This window comes from Paenimyroides viscosum, from assembly GCF_003858535.1.
In the GTDB taxonomy this organism is placed as follows: Bacteria; Bacteroidota; Bacteroidia; order Flavobacteriales; family Flavobacteriaceae; genus Flavobacterium; species Flavobacterium viscosum.
On sequence record NZ_RQTJ01000001.1, the window covers coordinates 61,945 to 77,072 of the forward strand.

General features: G+C 36.2%; 16 protein-coding genes. 6 read left to right on the forward strand and 10 right to left on the reverse strand.

Features of this window, described 5'->3' with window-relative positions; genetic code table 11:
* The first annotated feature begins 13 nt into the window (after window positions 1-13).
* The 4 genes from EG242_RS00310 to EG242_RS00325 all read left to right on the forward strand — a co-directional run bounded on the left by EG242_RS00310 (window position 14) and on the right by EG242_RS00325 (window position 4,023).
* A complete protein-coding gene (locus EG242_RS00310; protein WP_124897936.1) occupies window positions 14-1,180 on the forward strand; it encodes a hypothetical protein in 1,167 nt (388 codons plus the stop codon).
* Complete coding sequence (locus EG242_RS00315) at window positions 1,177-1,899, forward strand: PRTRC system protein B (protein WP_124897937.1); 723 nt, start codon at window positions 1,177-1,179, stop codon at window positions 1,897-1,899. Before EG242_RS00310 ends, EG242_RS00315 begins: the two co-directional genes overlap by 4 nt.
* A complete protein-coding gene (locus EG242_RS00320) occupies window positions 1,899-2,705 on the forward strand; it encodes a PRTRC system ThiF family protein (protein ID WP_124897938.1) in 807 nt (268 codons plus the stop codon). Before EG242_RS00315 ends, EG242_RS00320 begins: the two co-directional genes overlap by 1 nt.
* Window positions 2,706-3,033: 328 nt before the next feature.
* A complete protein-coding gene (locus EG242_RS00325) occupies window positions 3,034-4,023 on the forward strand; it encodes a hypothetical protein (protein ID WP_124897939.1) in 990 nt (329 codons plus the stop codon).
* A 27-nt stretch (window positions 4,024-4,050) separates the two neighbouring features.
* On the opposite strand, the gene EG242_RS00330 is transcribed toward EG242_RS00325, so the two are convergent.
* The 3 genes from EG242_RS00330 to EG242_RS00340 form a co-directional block, all read right to left on the reverse strand.
* Complete coding sequence (locus EG242_RS00330) at window positions 4,051-4,458, reverse strand: response regulator (protein ID WP_124897940.1); 408 nt, start codon at window positions 4,456-4,458, stop codon at window positions 4,051-4,053.
* A 273-nt stretch (window positions 4,459-4,731) separates the two neighbouring features.
* Complete coding sequence (locus tag EG242_RS00335; RefSeq protein ID WP_124897941.1) at window positions 4,732-5,031, reverse strand: helix-turn-helix domain-containing protein; 300 nt, start codon at window positions 5,029-5,031, stop codon at window positions 4,732-4,734.
* Window positions 5,012-5,323 (reverse strand): helix-turn-helix domain-containing protein, encoded by a 312-nt coding sequence (locus EG242_RS00340; protein WP_124897942.1) that lies wholly within the window; start codon window positions 5,321-5,323, stop codon window positions 5,012-5,014. The genes EG242_RS00335 and EG242_RS00340 overlap by 20 nt, the downstream gene beginning before the upstream one ends.
* A gap of 174 nt (window positions 5,324-5,497) precedes the next feature.
* Between EG242_RS00340 and EG242_RS00345 the strand changes: the two genes are divergently transcribed.
* Both EG242_RS00345 and EG242_RS00350 read left to right on the forward strand, forming a co-directional pair.
* Complete coding sequence (locus tag EG242_RS00345; RefSeq protein WP_124897943.1) at window positions 5,498-7,099, forward strand: hypothetical protein; 1,602 nt, start codon at window positions 5,498-5,500, stop codon at window positions 7,097-7,099.
* The gene (locus EG242_RS00350) at window positions 7,099-9,750 is read left to right on the forward strand and encodes a phospholipase D-like domain-containing protein (RefSeq protein ID WP_124897944.1); all 2,652 of its coding nucleotides are present in this window, start codon (window positions 7,099-7,101) and stop codon (window positions 9,748-9,750) included. The genes EG242_RS00345 and EG242_RS00350 overlap by 1 nt, the downstream gene beginning before the upstream one ends.
* A 49-nt stretch (window positions 9,751-9,799) precedes the next feature.
* Here the strand turns inward: EG242_RS00350 and EG242_RS00355 are convergent, their stop codons facing one another.
* From EG242_RS00355 to EG242_RS00385, 7 genes are all read right to left on the reverse strand, one after another.
* The gene (locus tag EG242_RS00355) at window positions 9,800-11,089 is read right to left on the reverse strand and encodes a hypothetical protein (protein WP_124897945.1); all 1,290 of its coding nucleotides are present in this window, start codon (window positions 11,087-11,089) and stop codon (window positions 9,800-9,802) included.
* Between the two features lie 84 nt (window positions 11,090-11,173).
* The gene (locus EG242_RS00360; RefSeq protein ID WP_124897946.1) at window positions 11,174-11,446 is read right to left on the reverse strand and encodes a molybdenum ABC transporter permease; all 273 of its coding nucleotides are present in this window, start codon (window positions 11,444-11,446) and stop codon (window positions 11,174-11,176) included.
* A gap of 99 nt (window positions 11,447-11,545) precedes the next feature.
* On the reverse strand, window positions 11,546-11,995 hold the full coding sequence (locus EG242_RS00365; protein WP_124897947.1) for a DUF3872 domain-containing protein: 450 nt from the start codon (window positions 11,993-11,995) through the stop codon (window positions 11,546-11,548).
* Between the two features lie 12 nt (window positions 11,996-12,007).
* Complete coding sequence (locus EG242_RS00370) at window positions 12,008-12,568, reverse strand: conjugal transfer protein TraO (RefSeq protein WP_124897948.1); 561 nt, start codon at window positions 12,566-12,568, stop codon at window positions 12,008-12,010.
* 21 nt (window positions 12,569-12,589) lie between these two features.
* Entirely contained in the window at window positions 12,590-13,483 is an 894-nt protein-coding gene (gene traN / locus EG242_RS00375) for a conjugative transposon protein TraN (RefSeq protein ID WP_124897949.1), read from the reverse strand.
* Window positions 13,484-13,508: 25 nt separating this feature from the next.
* A complete protein-coding gene (traM, locus tag EG242_RS00380; RefSeq protein ID WP_124897950.1) occupies window positions 13,509-14,846 on the reverse strand; it encodes a conjugative transposon protein TraM in 1,338 nt (445 codons plus the stop codon).
* Complete coding sequence (locus EG242_RS00385; RefSeq protein ID WP_124897951.1) at window positions 14,833-15,120, reverse strand: nitrogen regulatory IIA protein; 288 nt, start codon at window positions 15,118-15,120, stop codon at window positions 14,833-14,835. The genes traM and EG242_RS00385 overlap by 14 nt, the downstream gene beginning before the upstream one ends.
* Window positions 15,121-15,128: the final 8 nt, after the last annotated feature.

Genomic DNA, 15,128 nt, shown 5'->3' on the forward strand with positions numbered 1-15,128 from the left:
AAATAATAAAACGATGAATTATGCAACGCAACATTATATCGGGATTTATCACAATACCCGAACAGAAACGGCAACAGCAATTGCACCGACAGTTGGGCGAGTTCGCGAATTGGCTACAAAGACCAAAGGACGCAAACCAAGTACAGAAAGACAAACAGAAATCCGTACCCATAGCAATGCTACCAATGGTATTCTAAAGTGTACGTTTCTGCCTAAACTGAAAACAGCACCATCCGCACAGGCTTGTCAGAAAACGGAGGGGGATTTTTACAAGTCCCTTTCCAAACTTGCCGAGCATTACAGCATTGAACCAATGGAGACACAAGATTTTGATTTTCCCTACAATATGGCATTGGCTATGTGGGATATGAAAACCAAAGTGAAACGTACCAATAGCAATTGGGATGGCTTCAAAGTGGTTCAGGACAGTGAGAAAACCTACTTCACAAGTGAGGAACGATACAATACAGGTACAACCTTTTATTATATTCCCGTTGCACCGCTCTTTAAAATGCTCAAAGACCCGAAGCGTAAAAAGACGGCACAGCTTTTACTATCGGTATGCAGTTATCTGTGCCACATCGCCCAAATTCCATATTACAGACAGGAAGAAAGTTACTTGTATTGGCTTTACGAAATGATGAACGATTGGGTGGAACAGGACGAGGAAACGGAAGAAACGGAAAGCTACAAACGTGAGTTAAGAAATGCCGAATACATTGGAGACAAGATTGAACAAAAGCTATTCAACCGTAGCAATCTAAAGGTATTTGAACAGCGTTTGAATCGATTTAAAAGTGTTGATACGTTCGACAAGGAATGTTGGCAAGTGGCTCACAATGCGTTTGCACTTCTTAAAAATTATCCGAACGTAACCATTTTCACAAACGCCACATTGCCCGAAAAAGACCCTTATAATGATGATGACGAAAATGAAATAATCGGAATGGAAAAATACATTTCATTTATTGCAGACACCAAAGGTTGGTTATACGAAAGCCTTTCAGATACCATCAACAATGAATTTAACGAGTACGGAGCAATGGAAGAACCTACTATTTCCAAGCGGTTTGACGGAAGCGAAATACCAACAGCCAATCTTGATTTTGAGAACCGTTTGTTTGGTTTATTGAATGATTTGAGTGGATTATTATACGAATACAAAACGATAGAAAAATGAACACAACAACAGACATAACAGACCACTTTGGCACATTGTATTATCCGAAATCCGCATTGGTTTTCTATGAAGCCAAAGGTACTGAAACCGATGTGTATGTGGAGCATTTCGATATGGACAGCAACGGAACGCCTATCAATGCCCATCCATTAACGGTAAAAGAAGCCAATATTTTGGCTAAGTCCTTACAGACCGATGAAGAAAAGAACCAAGCCTTTTTAAAACCAAAGGGGATTTTGCCAACCAATATCCTGCATATCAATCCAAATGCTGAAAAAGGCACAGTATTATGGTACACCAAAACACAACAACGGAAACTGTATTTTTTGGATAGTTTGGGCATACCTAACGGAATGGCACAAGTACCGCCAATGCTATGGTTAGCGAGCAAAAGCAGTCTTACCGTATTTGCTTTGGCAAATGACAGAAGACCCACCGAGAAAACGCCATTGCATTATCCACCTTTCTTCAATATCTACGAAAAGGGCAATGTATGTATGGGTACTGTGGGTATTGACATTAAAAATTCGGCTTCGGTTGAGGAATTTATACAGGCGTGGGAACATTATTTTTTCAATTCCTATTTCAGCCATTCATTATCCGAAAACTTGACTAAAACAAACATTGTAAACCTTTGGAAAGACCTTATCAATACTGATAAACCCTTTCCGAAAGAAGTATTGAAAAAGAATAACAAAATCCTTAAAAATCTATTGTGATGAATACAGAAAAAACAGCAGTCCATTTTACGGACAACTATTTACTCAATCCAACAAACCCGATTTCGGTAAACCTTATCGGAGCAGGTGGCACAGGCTCAAAAGTACTGACCGCTTTAATGGAAATAAACGAAAGTTTGATAGCCTTGGGACACGCAGGAATGCAAGTCCGCCTTTGGGATGATGATGTTATCACGAGTGCTAATTTAGGCAGACAGCGATTTGCAGATAGTGAAACAGGATTGTACAAATCCGTTGCTTTAATCAACCGTTGCAACCGTTGGGCAGGAACAAATTGGAAAGCTGAAACTGTAAAATTTAAAAAAGACAATTTTGGCAAATTGCCCGAAAAATCAAGGGCAACTATTACCATTACGTGTGTGGATAATATACAGGCGAGGTTTGGCGTTGCTGAAATTCTTAAAGTAACAAGCTACCGCAGACACTACCAAGACGAGCCAAAATATTGGCTGGACTTTGGCAACAGCCAAGATACAGGACAAGTGCTACTATCTACTATCGGAGAGATAAAGCAACCCAATTCAGAGAAATACCAAACGGTGGCAAGCCTGCCATTTGTTACCGATGAATTTGGTGAATTGTTGAAGCAATCGGAACAAGAAGATAATACTCCAAGCTGCTCACTTGCCGAAGCATTGGAACACCAAGATTTGTTTATCAATTCATCATTGACACAAATGGGTTGTTCTTTACTGTGGAACTTGTTTCGCAAAGGAATGACCGAATACAGAGGATTTTTTCACAATCTGAAAGATTTCCGCACCCACCCGATAAAAGTCGCCTAAAAGCCGAAATCGGCGGGCAAAAATGCAATTCCTCGCTTCGGTCGGAAACGCATTTTTGCATTTAAAATTGGTGCAACCCCTTTCTCAAAATGCACCGCTACACATTGCCCTTCCCTTACATTTTGCCAAACAGATTGCGGTATTTTTCGTGGGATATTCTTTATCCCTTTTGTTGTATTTACCCCTGACTTCTTTTCTTTCCAGACTGCGACCAAAGAAAAGAAGCAAAAGAACGTCGCTTTATTGATTTGGATTTTGTCTTTTTGAAAGTTACATAACCTCTTAATTTGAGTAAATTTGAAGTCTGTTAGTAACTATAAATTTCAAAATGATTGAAACAGAAATCTCAATAACCGTAAACAGGAAATCCGATATTACTTTATTAGAGCAAACAATTGTCGGGAACAAGTTCCAATTTCCGGTTTACATTCGGGAATATGAATTTAGCTATCAAATAAATTTTACAAGTGATTATGAGGAATGGGAATTAGACACGGCTATTCTCAATTCTTTTCCTGGATATGAATTTACCACCGACCTTGAAAAAGGACGAAAAGAAATACGAGTTCAATTATCCCGATACCAATCTGAATTATCGACTGATGGCTGGGGAAGACGGATTGAAAATCCTTTAGATGAAACGAAATATCTTGTAAAAACATCGGTAAATAAGCCGGAAAAATTCAACTCTAAAATCAAAGTTTTGTTTGAAGATAAAGAGCAATACTACTTTGTAAATATTGTGGACGGTGTTAACAATGCTACTGAAGAAAAAGGTTTTTTGCTTCTGGATCATTTTAAAACCAATGAAAATAATGAAGCAACATTTTTTAAAGATAGACTGTATAAATCTCCTTTAGAAGCCTTTCATTCAGGATACTATAAATTATCTGAATTAGTGGACAAGGATTTTAGCACTTACCTTGAAAACAAAAAGAAAGAAATCAGGGAAATTCAAAAGTACCCACGAAAAATCATCAGAGATTTTATAAAGGCCTGTAACAGTTCCGATGAAAGTAGTATTCTGAAAAATCTTGACAAAAATATCGGTTTTGAAGTACGCAAAAACTGGAAAACTTTATTTGAAACCGAAAATATTTCAAAATTCAAAGAATATCTGAACTCATCCGAACAACAATTATGCAGTAAGAATTTTAAAATTCGGTCATCTTGGAGTTTTAGTTTACCAAACGTGACTATCGGTGTAAAATATTTTCCACCAGCTACAGAACAGGATATGCACCCTACTCAAAAATATGAGCAGATAAGGTTTGTACTAAATGATAAAAAAATCGTCAGTATTCTGTATGAATGCTAGTCAAGTATAGCTAAAGTCCGAAATTATTTAATATTTCTCTTGTCCTAAATTGAAAACGGCTACAATTACTTTTCTAAAATCTTCGGCATCACTCCCAATGAGTAAATAGTTAGAAAAACCAATATCTAAAAGATCTTTACTAACTTTTTTATCATCATTTTCACTATGGGCAATCAGTTTTATCGTTGGATATTGTGTTCTTAATCTCTGAAGTTGTACCAGAATGTTGTTATCGTAAAAATCAAGGTCGATAATACAAATTTTTGGGAGTTCATTTAATGAAAATAATTGTGATAGTCCATCTTCAATGCTTTCCGAACGAAATAAGACTTCAGTTCCTGAAGCAATGAGGTCTTTGCAAATGAAATCTAAAATAAGGCTTTTGTCGTTGATAAATGCGAGAGTAATTTTTTGTTGTGCTGTACCAGTTTCCATAATATTGTCAGATTTTGAGTTAATGGAGTTTCCTGCACAAAAAAGAAAGCGCAGGCAACTACACTTACCGCACATTGAGGTACTGGTATACCCGACAACGAATAAGCGAGCGCCCACGCCTATGGCATGAGCGTTCTTCCTTATCGTCCCGTTGTCTAAAAATTACCAGTTTTCAATGTGGGACTTAAAGTAAAAACACTTTAAGATTTCTATATTTTACATAGCAAAGATACTAAACTCGTTGCTATTGGATGTATTAATGCTACAAAAAAGCTAGCCTGAATTTGTTTTGTGATTGATATAATTCTGCTCCAGTACCTTCATCAAATCTGTTTCTTTATAAATAATTTTACCACCAATTTGAATGTACGGCAGGATATTGTCATCACGGTATTGCTGTAAAGTCCGTTTGCTGATATGTAGCAGTTTGCATACATCTTCACCCGACAAGTAAATTTCACCATTCATTACAGGACGATAGTTTTTTAATATGTTTTCAATACGGTTTCTCAACTGCATCATCATTTGCTGTTGTTCGATTACTTCTTCCGTTTCATTCGTCAGTAAATCCATTATTATTTGTATTGTACGGTTGTCCGGCTTCGAGCAAAGCCTGTATATCCGAAAGTTTATAATAATTCTTGCGGTTCAGTTTGGAATATGGCAGTAGCCCTTTGTCCTTATAGGTCTGCAAAGTCCGTTTGGTAATGTTCATCATCAAACACACTTCCTGGTTATCGAGCCATTTTTCTTCTTTGAAAATTGAAGTGTATTTTTTCGTGGCGTTTTCGGTCATTTCTAAAAGTGCTTTCAGTTCCTTTTTCATTCCGTCCAATGCGGATTTTTGTATTGCGATAACTTCCATAGATGCTCAATTTTTCTGTGGAAGTCTAATTTATAAAGGATTATTGTAGTGTTAGGAGTTTTGGTATTAGTTGGCGTTGAGAGGTAGTATTTGTCGCCACGATATAAATTTCAAGATAGTTTATTTTGTAAATTTGAAAAATATAGGTTACTAATAAATCAATAGGAATTTTTAATGGCAGTATTACAAAAAGGCAAATCAAATTATCCATTTTGGGGAGCATCCATAAATCTAATCACTGGACTAGATCCTTTAGGACTGCAAACTACATCAGAGGCTACCTATGCCACTATGTTGCCAGGTATTTCTAACTTGACAAACCGACTTCGTTATTATGGTTTTTATTGCTGGCTATTAGATTTCTATTTCAAAAAGGAAAAGGAAGGAAACTCAAAACAACAATACCGTTTTATCCGCAGAGCTGAATTGATGATTGCCATAATTATGCAAAGCGAGCGTAAAGGAGTTCAACAGATAACAGGAAGCAACTTTGCTTCAAACCTAATTAATACAACTGAGGAAACTTATTTTGACTTAGCAGAAGGAGCAGACAAAGACAACACCGACAAAACTGTTTATTGGAAATATCCGTCTGGTGCATTCGGACAATATTATTACGGAGCAATGCAGGCACTTTCCTTAATTATTACAGCAATAAATGATGATGGCGATGTTATTTACAACATTAGTAAACCACACCCAAGACAAAAAGTTTCTGGGAAACAATTAGCCGAGGCTTTTGAAGTTTCATTATCACCACAAATAAAAGAATTGTTTTACAGTAACATCAAAAAAGGGAAACTTTACCAATCTGATATTTCAGAACTGATAAAATATTTTGCGATTGAGACGATAGAAACAGGAAATGCTGAATGGCAACTATATGTGGAAATGCTTTTGGACAAAGACGAACCAAGTCAAGAAATGGAAGAACGTTTTACTTTTCACAGAAAAGAAACAATTTTGTCGCTCTTAAATACAGCTGTTGAAAATGAAAATAATTACGACTGGTATAGATTTCTATTGGAAAGTTACCGAAAGAAATTGGGCAAAAGTAGTAATCCAGAAACGGAAACTAATATTGGTTGGTACTGCTACCAATTAAATGAGTATTGGCAATACAGTTGCGGAACAATATTTTGGGCTGTATTACAACATCTTTACGATTTTCAACAAGATCAATATCTGCCATTGTTTGTAAAGAATTTTTCAAGCAGTATTACAAATGAAATATGCAAAGAGATAAATCAAGCAATAGCGCCAACAAGTTCACTTGCAGAAATTTTGGTGTTGATCAGTGACACAGAAAACGAGGAAAACATCAAAGGGGAAATTGATGCAACAAACGACCCTGTTATGGTCGCAAAATATGGCTTTATGCTTTTGCTTCAAATATTCAAAAACAATAGGGAGCAACTTCATCCATTGAAAGAATTTATGAGCAGAAAAAAGATAGAAAGGGATGGGAATATGGTTGATGGCATCTTGACAGTTCACACGGCAGAAAACGAAACGCTTCAAGATTTTGTTGAACAATTTATTTTACGCAAAATTATTTACAGGCACTCAATGGTTGCACTCAGAAAAATGGGCAACGGCTCACAGGCTACCCACAAATTTTTTATTGAGGAACAATACATCCGTTTCATAGATACATTTCCACCAAGAAACACATCGCCAAGAATGAACGCCTTGCAAAACATAATGTTTGATTTACAGGTAATCAACAACCAAAGGATTTTATCACCATTACATAAAAAACTTTTGGTTGACTGATGATACTAGAAAGAGAAAACATACTAACATTGATAGGAAGCAGAAGATATCATTCTGCAATTCTTACTACCTTCAGCTTTGACTTTTATTTTTTTGAAATGAAAGCAATGAAATGGTTGCGTTCTTGTGGCGTGAGAAACATCAACGTCTTTATTGACGGACATTATTATTCAGAGTTAATGCAACAAGCCACTGGAGAAGAAATGCAACTTTCTGCTGGCTATTCACTTTACCCCGTTTTCCAAAAATCAGTATTCCATCCAAAAATTTGGATGTTGTTTGGTGAAAAAGAAGGATTGCTTATTGTTGGTTCCGGAAACCTTACAAATTCTGGAAATGGTAACAATGATGAGATTTGGGGAGCGTTTCATTTTGATATTCGTTCAACCGAAAATGCATCAATCTTTTCGTCAGCTTGGGATTATCTATCAACTCTTTCATCGTCAGTTAAGGGACAGATGAATGAAAAAACTACAAAATGGATACTTGAACATTCTAAATGGCTGAATGAATTACCAAAAACAAAGCCATTTCAATTTTTTGAAACGTCGCAAAAAGAGAAAGTTGCTTTTCTGTTTAATACAGAAACAACTTCTATTTGGAACGAACTTTCAAAACATCTTAGCAGTGAGAAAGTAGTAGAAATAACTACCATTTCTCCATATTATGACAAGAAAGGAAAAGTATTGCAAGAACTCAATTCTCTTTTTCCTTCAGCAGTAGTATATGTAATATTGGATGAAAGCGGTTTAATTCCTTCTTCAATGCAGGTTAGCAAAGCATTTACATTCTACGATTGGTGTGATGCAGGCGTAAGCAAAGTGCAGTATGTAAAATCCGGAAACTCAAAATCAAAACTTCATGGGAAGATTATTCATTTCAAGACAAAAAATGGAAAAGAATTTTGCTTGTTCGGTAGTGCCAATATTACACCTGCAGGGTTGGGATTATTGGGCAAAAATTCAAATGCAGAAGTTTCACTTCTTATTCAGTCAGAAAAAGGTGGATTATTAAATCAATTAGGCATAAAACTGAAAACAAGCAATAGTAAAAGCCTTGATGAATTTGCAATAACTACAAATAAATCAGTTTATGAAACTATAATCGAGAATAATCAATTCAAACTGCAACTGCTATCGGCAGAGTTGATTTATGATGAATTTATACTTCATTCTAATGGCACTTATACCGATGAATTTAAGGTTGTTTTCTTCGATAAGCAAAACCGATTTTTACATACCCAAACATTCTCGAATTATGAGAAAGAGCTAAAAATAAAAGTCAATTTAGAATTAGGCAGTTTCAAATATGTGCAATTGACAAATGTTAATGATTGGATTATCTCAAATAAACTATTGATTTCAGATTACTTCCTTTTGGTGAAAACGCATCCTAACCCAAAGACAGAGGAAATTGAAAAAATTTATAGCGAAATTCAAAATGGAGAGCTGAGCAAAGTTCTCGACTTGTTACATTATGCAATCTTTGATGAAACAGAAAATGAGACAGGAGCCAGTTTTTTAGATAGTAGAAGAAACCTGGTTACAAAGCTGAATGACGACAAAGAACTTGAAAAACTTTACGATCTCTCTTCTTATAAACCAATCGAAAATTCTGGATTTGAAAAAAACCTCTTACTCTCTTCTCTTTCCCTACGTGTTTTAGATGTTTTAAAGTTCATCAATTTAAATGGAATTTCAACAAATAAGCAAGCTGATATAAGTATTGATGAGCAAGAAGAAAATTTAGGTAACATAAATGGAAATGAGGAAGGAGAAGTAGCAACGGTTCGTAACCTCTCTTTTGCTGTGCTTAAGACTGAAAAAAGAAAATTGATGAGTTACTTTGATAATCTTTACAATTACCAACAAGAAATTCTTTACGGGAATAATCGACCAAAAACATATAGGCCTACACTTACAGATTTGACTAAATATCTAATCGCTCTTGAGTTGATAACTGAATATGGTGGGAAATTTGCAAAGTATGACGAACAAGACACACAGCATTTTTTTAGTTATTTGCCTTTTGTAGATAACTATGATAATAACAATATAAAAGGTTGTTGTTTAAACTTAATTGGCGACTTTTTGATGCTGGCAAGAAGCGGATTTAAAGCGTATGAATTTGACTATACCAAAAAGAAAATTGAGGAACTAAAAAAAGAGGCGCTCATAAGCACAATTGTTTGCTTGGTAAACAATCGCTGGAAAGATGATGAATTGCATTACTTTTTTACGATGGTTTTAAATGCACTTCATTATTTAGGTTGCAAAAATGCAGATGATTTCATTGCCAACTTCGAAGAGTTGAAAACCAAAATTAACGGTAGAATTTCTGAGTTGAAAAACAGGACAAAGGGATTTGAAAAAAACTTAGAGATATTTTACGGAAAACTTTGTCCATCGTTTATAAAAGTAATTAAACAGATTGAAGATAAGACCTTTTATACCTCCGCAGTTCAGGGTCAAATTATTTATAAATCGCCTTGGGGCTATAGCTACGTTCAGTCTGTAACAAAAACGAACGATTTCAGTTTAATCAGGCCAGGCTTTATGTGGGATGATAATAAGGAAGATTACATAAAGCATAGCCCAGACGAAATTTATTTACCTCTAAAGCTTACATCTTTTATATGTACTGATTTATGACCCCATAAAAAAAACGGATAGCGATTTGGGCTATCCGATTTGATATTTATTAATTAAAAAAAATCTTTAATTTCTCTGGGATCTCTACATTTTCAGTTTGTAAAATGTTCTTATAATCATCGGTAATGGCACTCCCATTTACAAAGACATTATTAAGTCTTCCTATCAACCATTCAGAATTATTCTGTTGCTGATAGTGTTCAACTAACCTCATAATTATGTCCTTATCGGCAGGATAATTTTTAATAATTCCTGCAATAATGTCAACTTTTTCATTTACATATAAGTATGATTTATTTCCGATAAAACTGCTGTTATTTAGAATATCTTGTTTAAAAGTATTTAAGAAACCATTTCCAGATAAAATTTGATGCTCATTGTTAGTCGGAGAATATTCTCGAATGGCACTCAAAATAGTTTTATTTGCTTCTGCTATTTCATTTGGAGGAATTAGACCGTTTCTTAAAAAAGAAGTGTATAATCCTAAAATATTGTTGCCAGTGATTAATTGTGTTTTCCAAAATCTTCTAACTTCTTCATCATTGAAATTAAAACTCAAAACTTTATCTGGATGGTTCGAGAGAAAATCTTTTAAATGGTACTTGTTAGCTTTGACAATCGCAATCAAACTATCATTTACGAAATCTCTATTTACCTCTAAGCTCTTATTAATTAGTTCTTGTTTTCTTTGAGATAAATCAAAATCAAAATCACCACTATGCAACAATGCTTCCCAGAAATTTTTCAGTTTCGACCTTTCTACCGAAAATTCAACCTCTTTAATTAGTGGAGTAATGTCTTTATTTGGAGGCGTAATTGTAGGATCAAAGTGTCTATAAATCTTATTAATTAAAGATTGCATCCCGCCCTCTATTGTTATTTTAGACATATTACTTTCTATAAATGCCCAAAAAGCATCTGTATGGAAGGTTTCAATAATATTATCTTTGTAGTGAGCACAATCATTTCGTCTATCTTTCCAATATTTTATTTGAGATCTCAGATCCTCATTGATATTAAAGATTGGATCTCTCGTACGTTGTTTCGTAGCCTGATCTATTTTTTCTCGTTGTTGAGTTGCTTCAAAGACATTAGCTTCCCACAAATTCTCGTTTTGCAATTTTGTAATTAAACTGTTCCAGTTTCCTTGTTCAAATGTGTTCGGTTTGGTTCCTCCAATTATTCTTTCCTTCAATATCGTCAAAAAGGCCAAGTATGAAAATAATAAAGAGGCTCTATTTGCTCCAGCTTTATAGCAAGTAACAGCATCTGTAAATAACACTTTTACATCTTCTGAAAAATTATTATTATCAATCCAATTTTCAATTCGTAATTTCATTTTAAAATATATTTAGCACAATGCTGTTTAGATGTTACGAAATTATGCAAATATTCTAATTGAAAATTTGAAATAGCATATTGTTTATCGAGGATTTTGTATTTCAACTTCAGGTCTTTCCTTATCATTTTTCTCACGAGAATAAACCCAAAGCGACAATAGTCCAAAAATAATCAGTGCATAAGCTACCCATTTACCAAACTTTTCAAGCAATTTAATAATAACCGAACTTTCATAAGATGAAAAGCCTTCTGCTCCCATAGGGCTACGTCTGTAAAACTTTCTGCGGTTAATCCAGTAGCGAAGTCCCAAACCGGCAACCAAAAATATTATTCCTATAACCAATGATGCAACCATAACAAAAACATTTAAAATCCATTTTAAATTTACAAAAAAATAGCTTTAACACACCTTAAAAAGAGAAATCCTGCTTTTTATGGCAGGATTTCTTTCTTTTTAATCAGCACTATTAAACTGAAAACTTATCTGTTTTTCATTTCCGAAGCTGTCTGAAATCCAAACCTCAAAAGATTGTGATACGGTAGATGTTGAAGTGTAGTACAATCTAAACTGCTCTGTCGGTAACGGGTATAAATCGTTCGGTAAATATGGTTGTTCATCGTAATACCGCAACGTGCCTTGTCCGTCAAATTGGAAATAGCGAAGAAAATACTGTGTATTGCTGTAATAGCCTGTTCGCTCTATGGCAATGCGTATTTCAACGGTCTGCCCGTTGGATACATCTTTTGGAACAGGCATCAGTTTTACCTCAAAAGGAAAATCGTTCTGTATTTCCAGTTCATCATCTTTACTACAAGACACCATAGAAACCGAAACTGTGAGGATTGCCAACATTACATATATCGAGCTTAATCCTATTCTGAATTTATTGAATATTGCTATCATTGTTTTTAAGTTTTAAAAGTTAAACCTTAATCCCGCACCTGCGGATGGTCGGAATTGCTCTAAGTCCGTACCCCAAAATACCTTTGTACGCCCTTGCAGGACGAGTACAAAACGGTCTGACAGGTACGTTTCAAAAGTGAGACGACCGCCTGTTCCGTAGATAAAATTATCCTCGCTCAAAATCTTTGCTCCGTCATATAACATAGTTTCGCCACGGTTGATGCTTTCATAACCGACCACACCTGTTATCCCGAAGTTGAGTGTGATGTTTTTACGGGCATCGCCCAACAGAAAGAAACTGTAACCGCCTTCGGCAGTATAGGTTTCCTGCGGTATGCTGAGGTCTTTATAATTGTGGTATTGGTGCGTGTATTCCAATGCCCAAAGTTGGTAATTGCCGTTTTTACTGTTCACGGTCATTCCGATGTTGAGGTAATAATCATTACCGATCTTGTCATCGGATAATATACCTGCACTTATTTCCAATCCTTTCTGTTTTGGGAGCATTCTTTGTGCCCGTGTAACCGTGATGGCCATCAAAATGAGCATCACGGTATAGATATACTTTTTCATATAATTATTTTAAAATGGTTATTAAAATTTCAGGTGCATATCGTTAATCAAACGAGCTTTGATTAAGTCTGAATTTTCGACCTGCAAAGTTTGATGTCTGCCACCGTTCTTCTCGAAAATCTCAATCAACAGCACCTTGTCATCGGCAATGGTAAATTGGTCTAACAGAAAAACGTTTTGTTCGGTTAGTTTTCCGCCAATCTCGTCCAAAGGTTTGTAAGTTCTAAGCGGTATCATCGGGTGTTCCTGAACTACGGTACGTTTTGCCACCTTTTTATCTACCACCTTGAAATTGATAAAATCAATTTGAAAAGGTACATTGGTTTTATTTCTCAATTCCGTATGGAAATAGTATTTGCCATTGTGGATATAAATGCCTTTGAGAATAAACTGAATACCGAAACTCTTTGACCCGATATGCTTTACAATCCGCTTATCATTTTTGTAAATTGTTTCTAATAGCAAGCCTGCTAGTGAAGGCGAATTATTGCCCAATTCTTCAAAAAGCACATCGTTTCCGTTGGCTTTATCCACTGCCTTTTGCATTGTGAGTAGGTCGTAACTCATTGCCTCCGGGTAAGAACTGTAATACACATTAAAGCTGTAAAAACGTCCGTCATTCGTAATGACTGAAAAATTGGTTTCAGGTTCAAAATCCCTTACTGTTGCTTTTACACGTAACACATTTTCTGCATCTTCTGCTTTTCCTGCAATCAGGTATTCGCTTCCCAAATCCACGTAACGGATAGCAGTCGGAAAAATCAGATGTGAAGTCTTATCATAGGTAACTTCCATTCTATACGGTTCTATCTTGCCCAATGCAAGCGGTGTTCTGATGCTGTCCTGTGCATAAGATTGTACGGCAAAGCCGAGTATCAGGACAATAGCCCAAAAGGTTTTTAAATTATTTTTCATTGTTTTATTTACTTGAATTCAACATTTATTGTTTAGATACAAGAAAGACCTGATGTCCTGCTTTCAGCGTAACTTTTGGGGTTCTTACCTTTTTGGCGAAGTAGCCCGAAATTCCCTGTACCACGCCACGGCTAAGGTCTGCTGCAACCTGCTGTCCGGCATTCTGTGTAAGCATTACGCTCGTTCCGCCAGTCTGGCTCATATTACCTGCCATTTCAGTAAGGGCATTCATTTCGGGCGAATAAGGAACGTACAAGCCTTGCTGTCCGTCCAAATCGTAAATGGTTATATCTACCGGGATGATATTGCCCTCCAGTTCTATCGAGGTAACTTTTAGTTGTAAACGCCCTCCCTGAAATTTCGCATTAGCCGTTAAAATCGTTCCTTTTGGAATGGTACGGCTCGGTGTTTTTGCAGGCTCTAATAATCGTAAACGCACACCTGTTTCGCCAACTACTGTTTGGGCATCGTGTACACAGGCTTTGATACTGTTTTTGGGTTGTGCCATTTGTTCCACAGAACCAGCAGTATAAAATTCACGGTTCTTTGTTTCGCTCCAATCTGCTAAAAAAGCACTGTCCGATGGTTCACGGTAAAGGGCTGATACTGTATTTTTTCTTGCAGACGTGAACGATACAAAATGCTCTTTCTGATTAGCACCAGCAGCAGGAGTTGTACCATTGGCAGGAGTACCGTTCTCGGCATTTTCATTCTTCGGAAGATATTTTGCTGCCATTTCATAAGATTTCTCCATTAGCTTCAATTGGTCATCAACTGTGGCCACAGGTGGCACATCCTTTTCTGATAATTTTTCTTTCAATTCGTCCACCTGCTTACGCAGTTCCATTGTCTCAGCGTTATCATCTTGATAAAAGGAACTCAATGCGCTTTGGCTATTTCGATAGCTGTTCAAAGCAGGATTACTGCTTCTTCCCGAATTTCTCCCACTACCGCCAAAGCTGTCGTTTTCCTCATCTTCAGAAAACGGTTCGTCGGTTGGCTCTTCTTTGTCTTCGGTATTCCAGTAGTCTGAAAGTATAGCCAATGCATTGCGTTTTTCTTGCTCTTTACGTTCTAGCATTTCCTGCTCGTATGCCTTGGCTTTGTCGTCTGGCATTCCTGCTCCCGTAGCTTGGGGTACTGCATCGTTCAGACCGACATTTTCAATTGCCTTTTTATCTTCAGATGGTTTAAATATGAGGTACATACAACTCAGAAAGACAATTGCCATTAAACCAAATATGAGCGGTTTTTTCAGCTTTTCAGCTTTGTTCTGTGTACCGTCTTGCAGTACATCAGTATTTGCGGACGGGTTACCTTCAGTTACCCGAACAACCGATTTTTTATTCTCATTTTCTTTCATAAATCTGATTTTTTAAAATTGTTGATACACTATCCTGCAACATTGCAGGACTTCCATTTTTTTTGAGAACTGGATTTTCGATATGCTCAATGACCATATCGTTACCTGACTTTGAGGTGTCATACATCACTTTCCCAATGACGGCTACAGTTAGCAGCAAGTAACACACAAAAAAGTAGAGGGTATATTGGTGCTGTTTGCGTACTGGTAACGTCTGCCAACGTTCATCAAGCTTGTCAAAATACCTGTCCATATTTGCTCTTAGTTTTTTCATATTCTTAT

Excerpts from the sequence above, each read along its gene's own strand:
- EG242_RS00315 (WP_124897937.1), top strand. The coding sequence starts at position 1,177 with ATGAACACAACAACAGACATAACAGACCACTTTGGCACATTGTATTAT.
- traM (WP_124897950.1), bottom strand. The coding sequence starts at position 14,846 with ATGAAAGAAAATGAGAATAAAAAATCGGTTGTTCGGGTAACTGAAGGT.
- EG242_RS00320 (WP_124897938.1), top strand. The coding sequence starts at position 1,899 with ATGAATACAGAAAAAACAGCAGTCCATTTTACGGACAACTATTTACTC.
- EG242_RS00360 (WP_124897946.1), bottom strand. The coding sequence starts at position 11,446 with ATGGTTGCATCATTGGTTATAGGAATAATATTTTTGGTTGCCGGTTTG.
- EG242_RS00350 (WP_124897944.1), top strand. The coding sequence starts at position 7,099 with ATGATACTAGAAAGAGAAAACATACTAACATTGATAGGAAGCAGAAGA.
- EG242_RS00370 (WP_124897948.1), bottom strand. The coding sequence starts at position 12,568 with ATGAAAAAGTATATCTATACCGTGATGCTCATTTTGATGGCCATCACG.
- EG242_RS00310 (WP_124897936.1), top strand. The coding sequence starts at position 14 with ATGAATTATGCAACGCAACATTATATCGGGATTTATCACAATACCCGA.
- EG242_RS00325 (WP_124897939.1), top strand. The coding sequence starts at position 3,034 with ATGATTGAAACAGAAATCTCAATAACCGTAAACAGGAAATCCGATATT.
- EG242_RS00330 (WP_124897940.1), bottom strand. The coding sequence starts at position 4,458 with ATGGAAACTGGTACAGCACAACAAAAAATTACTCTCGCATTTATCAAC.
- EG242_RS00355 (WP_124897945.1), bottom strand. The coding sequence starts at position 11,089 with ATGAAATTACGAATTGAAAATTGGATTGATAATAATAATTTTTCAGAA.
- EG242_RS00335 (WP_124897941.1), bottom strand. The coding sequence starts at position 5,031 with ATGGATTTACTGACGAATGAAACGGAAGAAGTAATCGAACAACAGCAA.
- traN (WP_124897949.1), bottom strand. The coding sequence starts at position 13,483 with ATGAAAAATAATTTAAAAACCTTTTGGGCTATTGTCCTGATACTCGGC.
- EG242_RS00365 (WP_124897947.1), bottom strand. The coding sequence starts at position 11,995 with ATGATAGCAATATTCAATAAATTCAGAATAGGATTAAGCTCGATATAT.
- EG242_RS00385 (WP_124897951.1), bottom strand. The coding sequence starts at position 15,120 with ATGAAAAAACTAAGAGCAAATATGGACAGGTATTTTGACAAGCTTGAT.
- EG242_RS00340 (WP_124897942.1), bottom strand. The coding sequence starts at position 5,323 with ATGGAAGTTATCGCAATACAAAAATCCGCATTGGACGGAATGAAAAAG.
- EG242_RS00345 (WP_124897943.1), top strand. The coding sequence starts at position 5,498 with ATGGCAGTATTACAAAAAGGCAAATCAAATTATCCATTTTGGGGAGCA.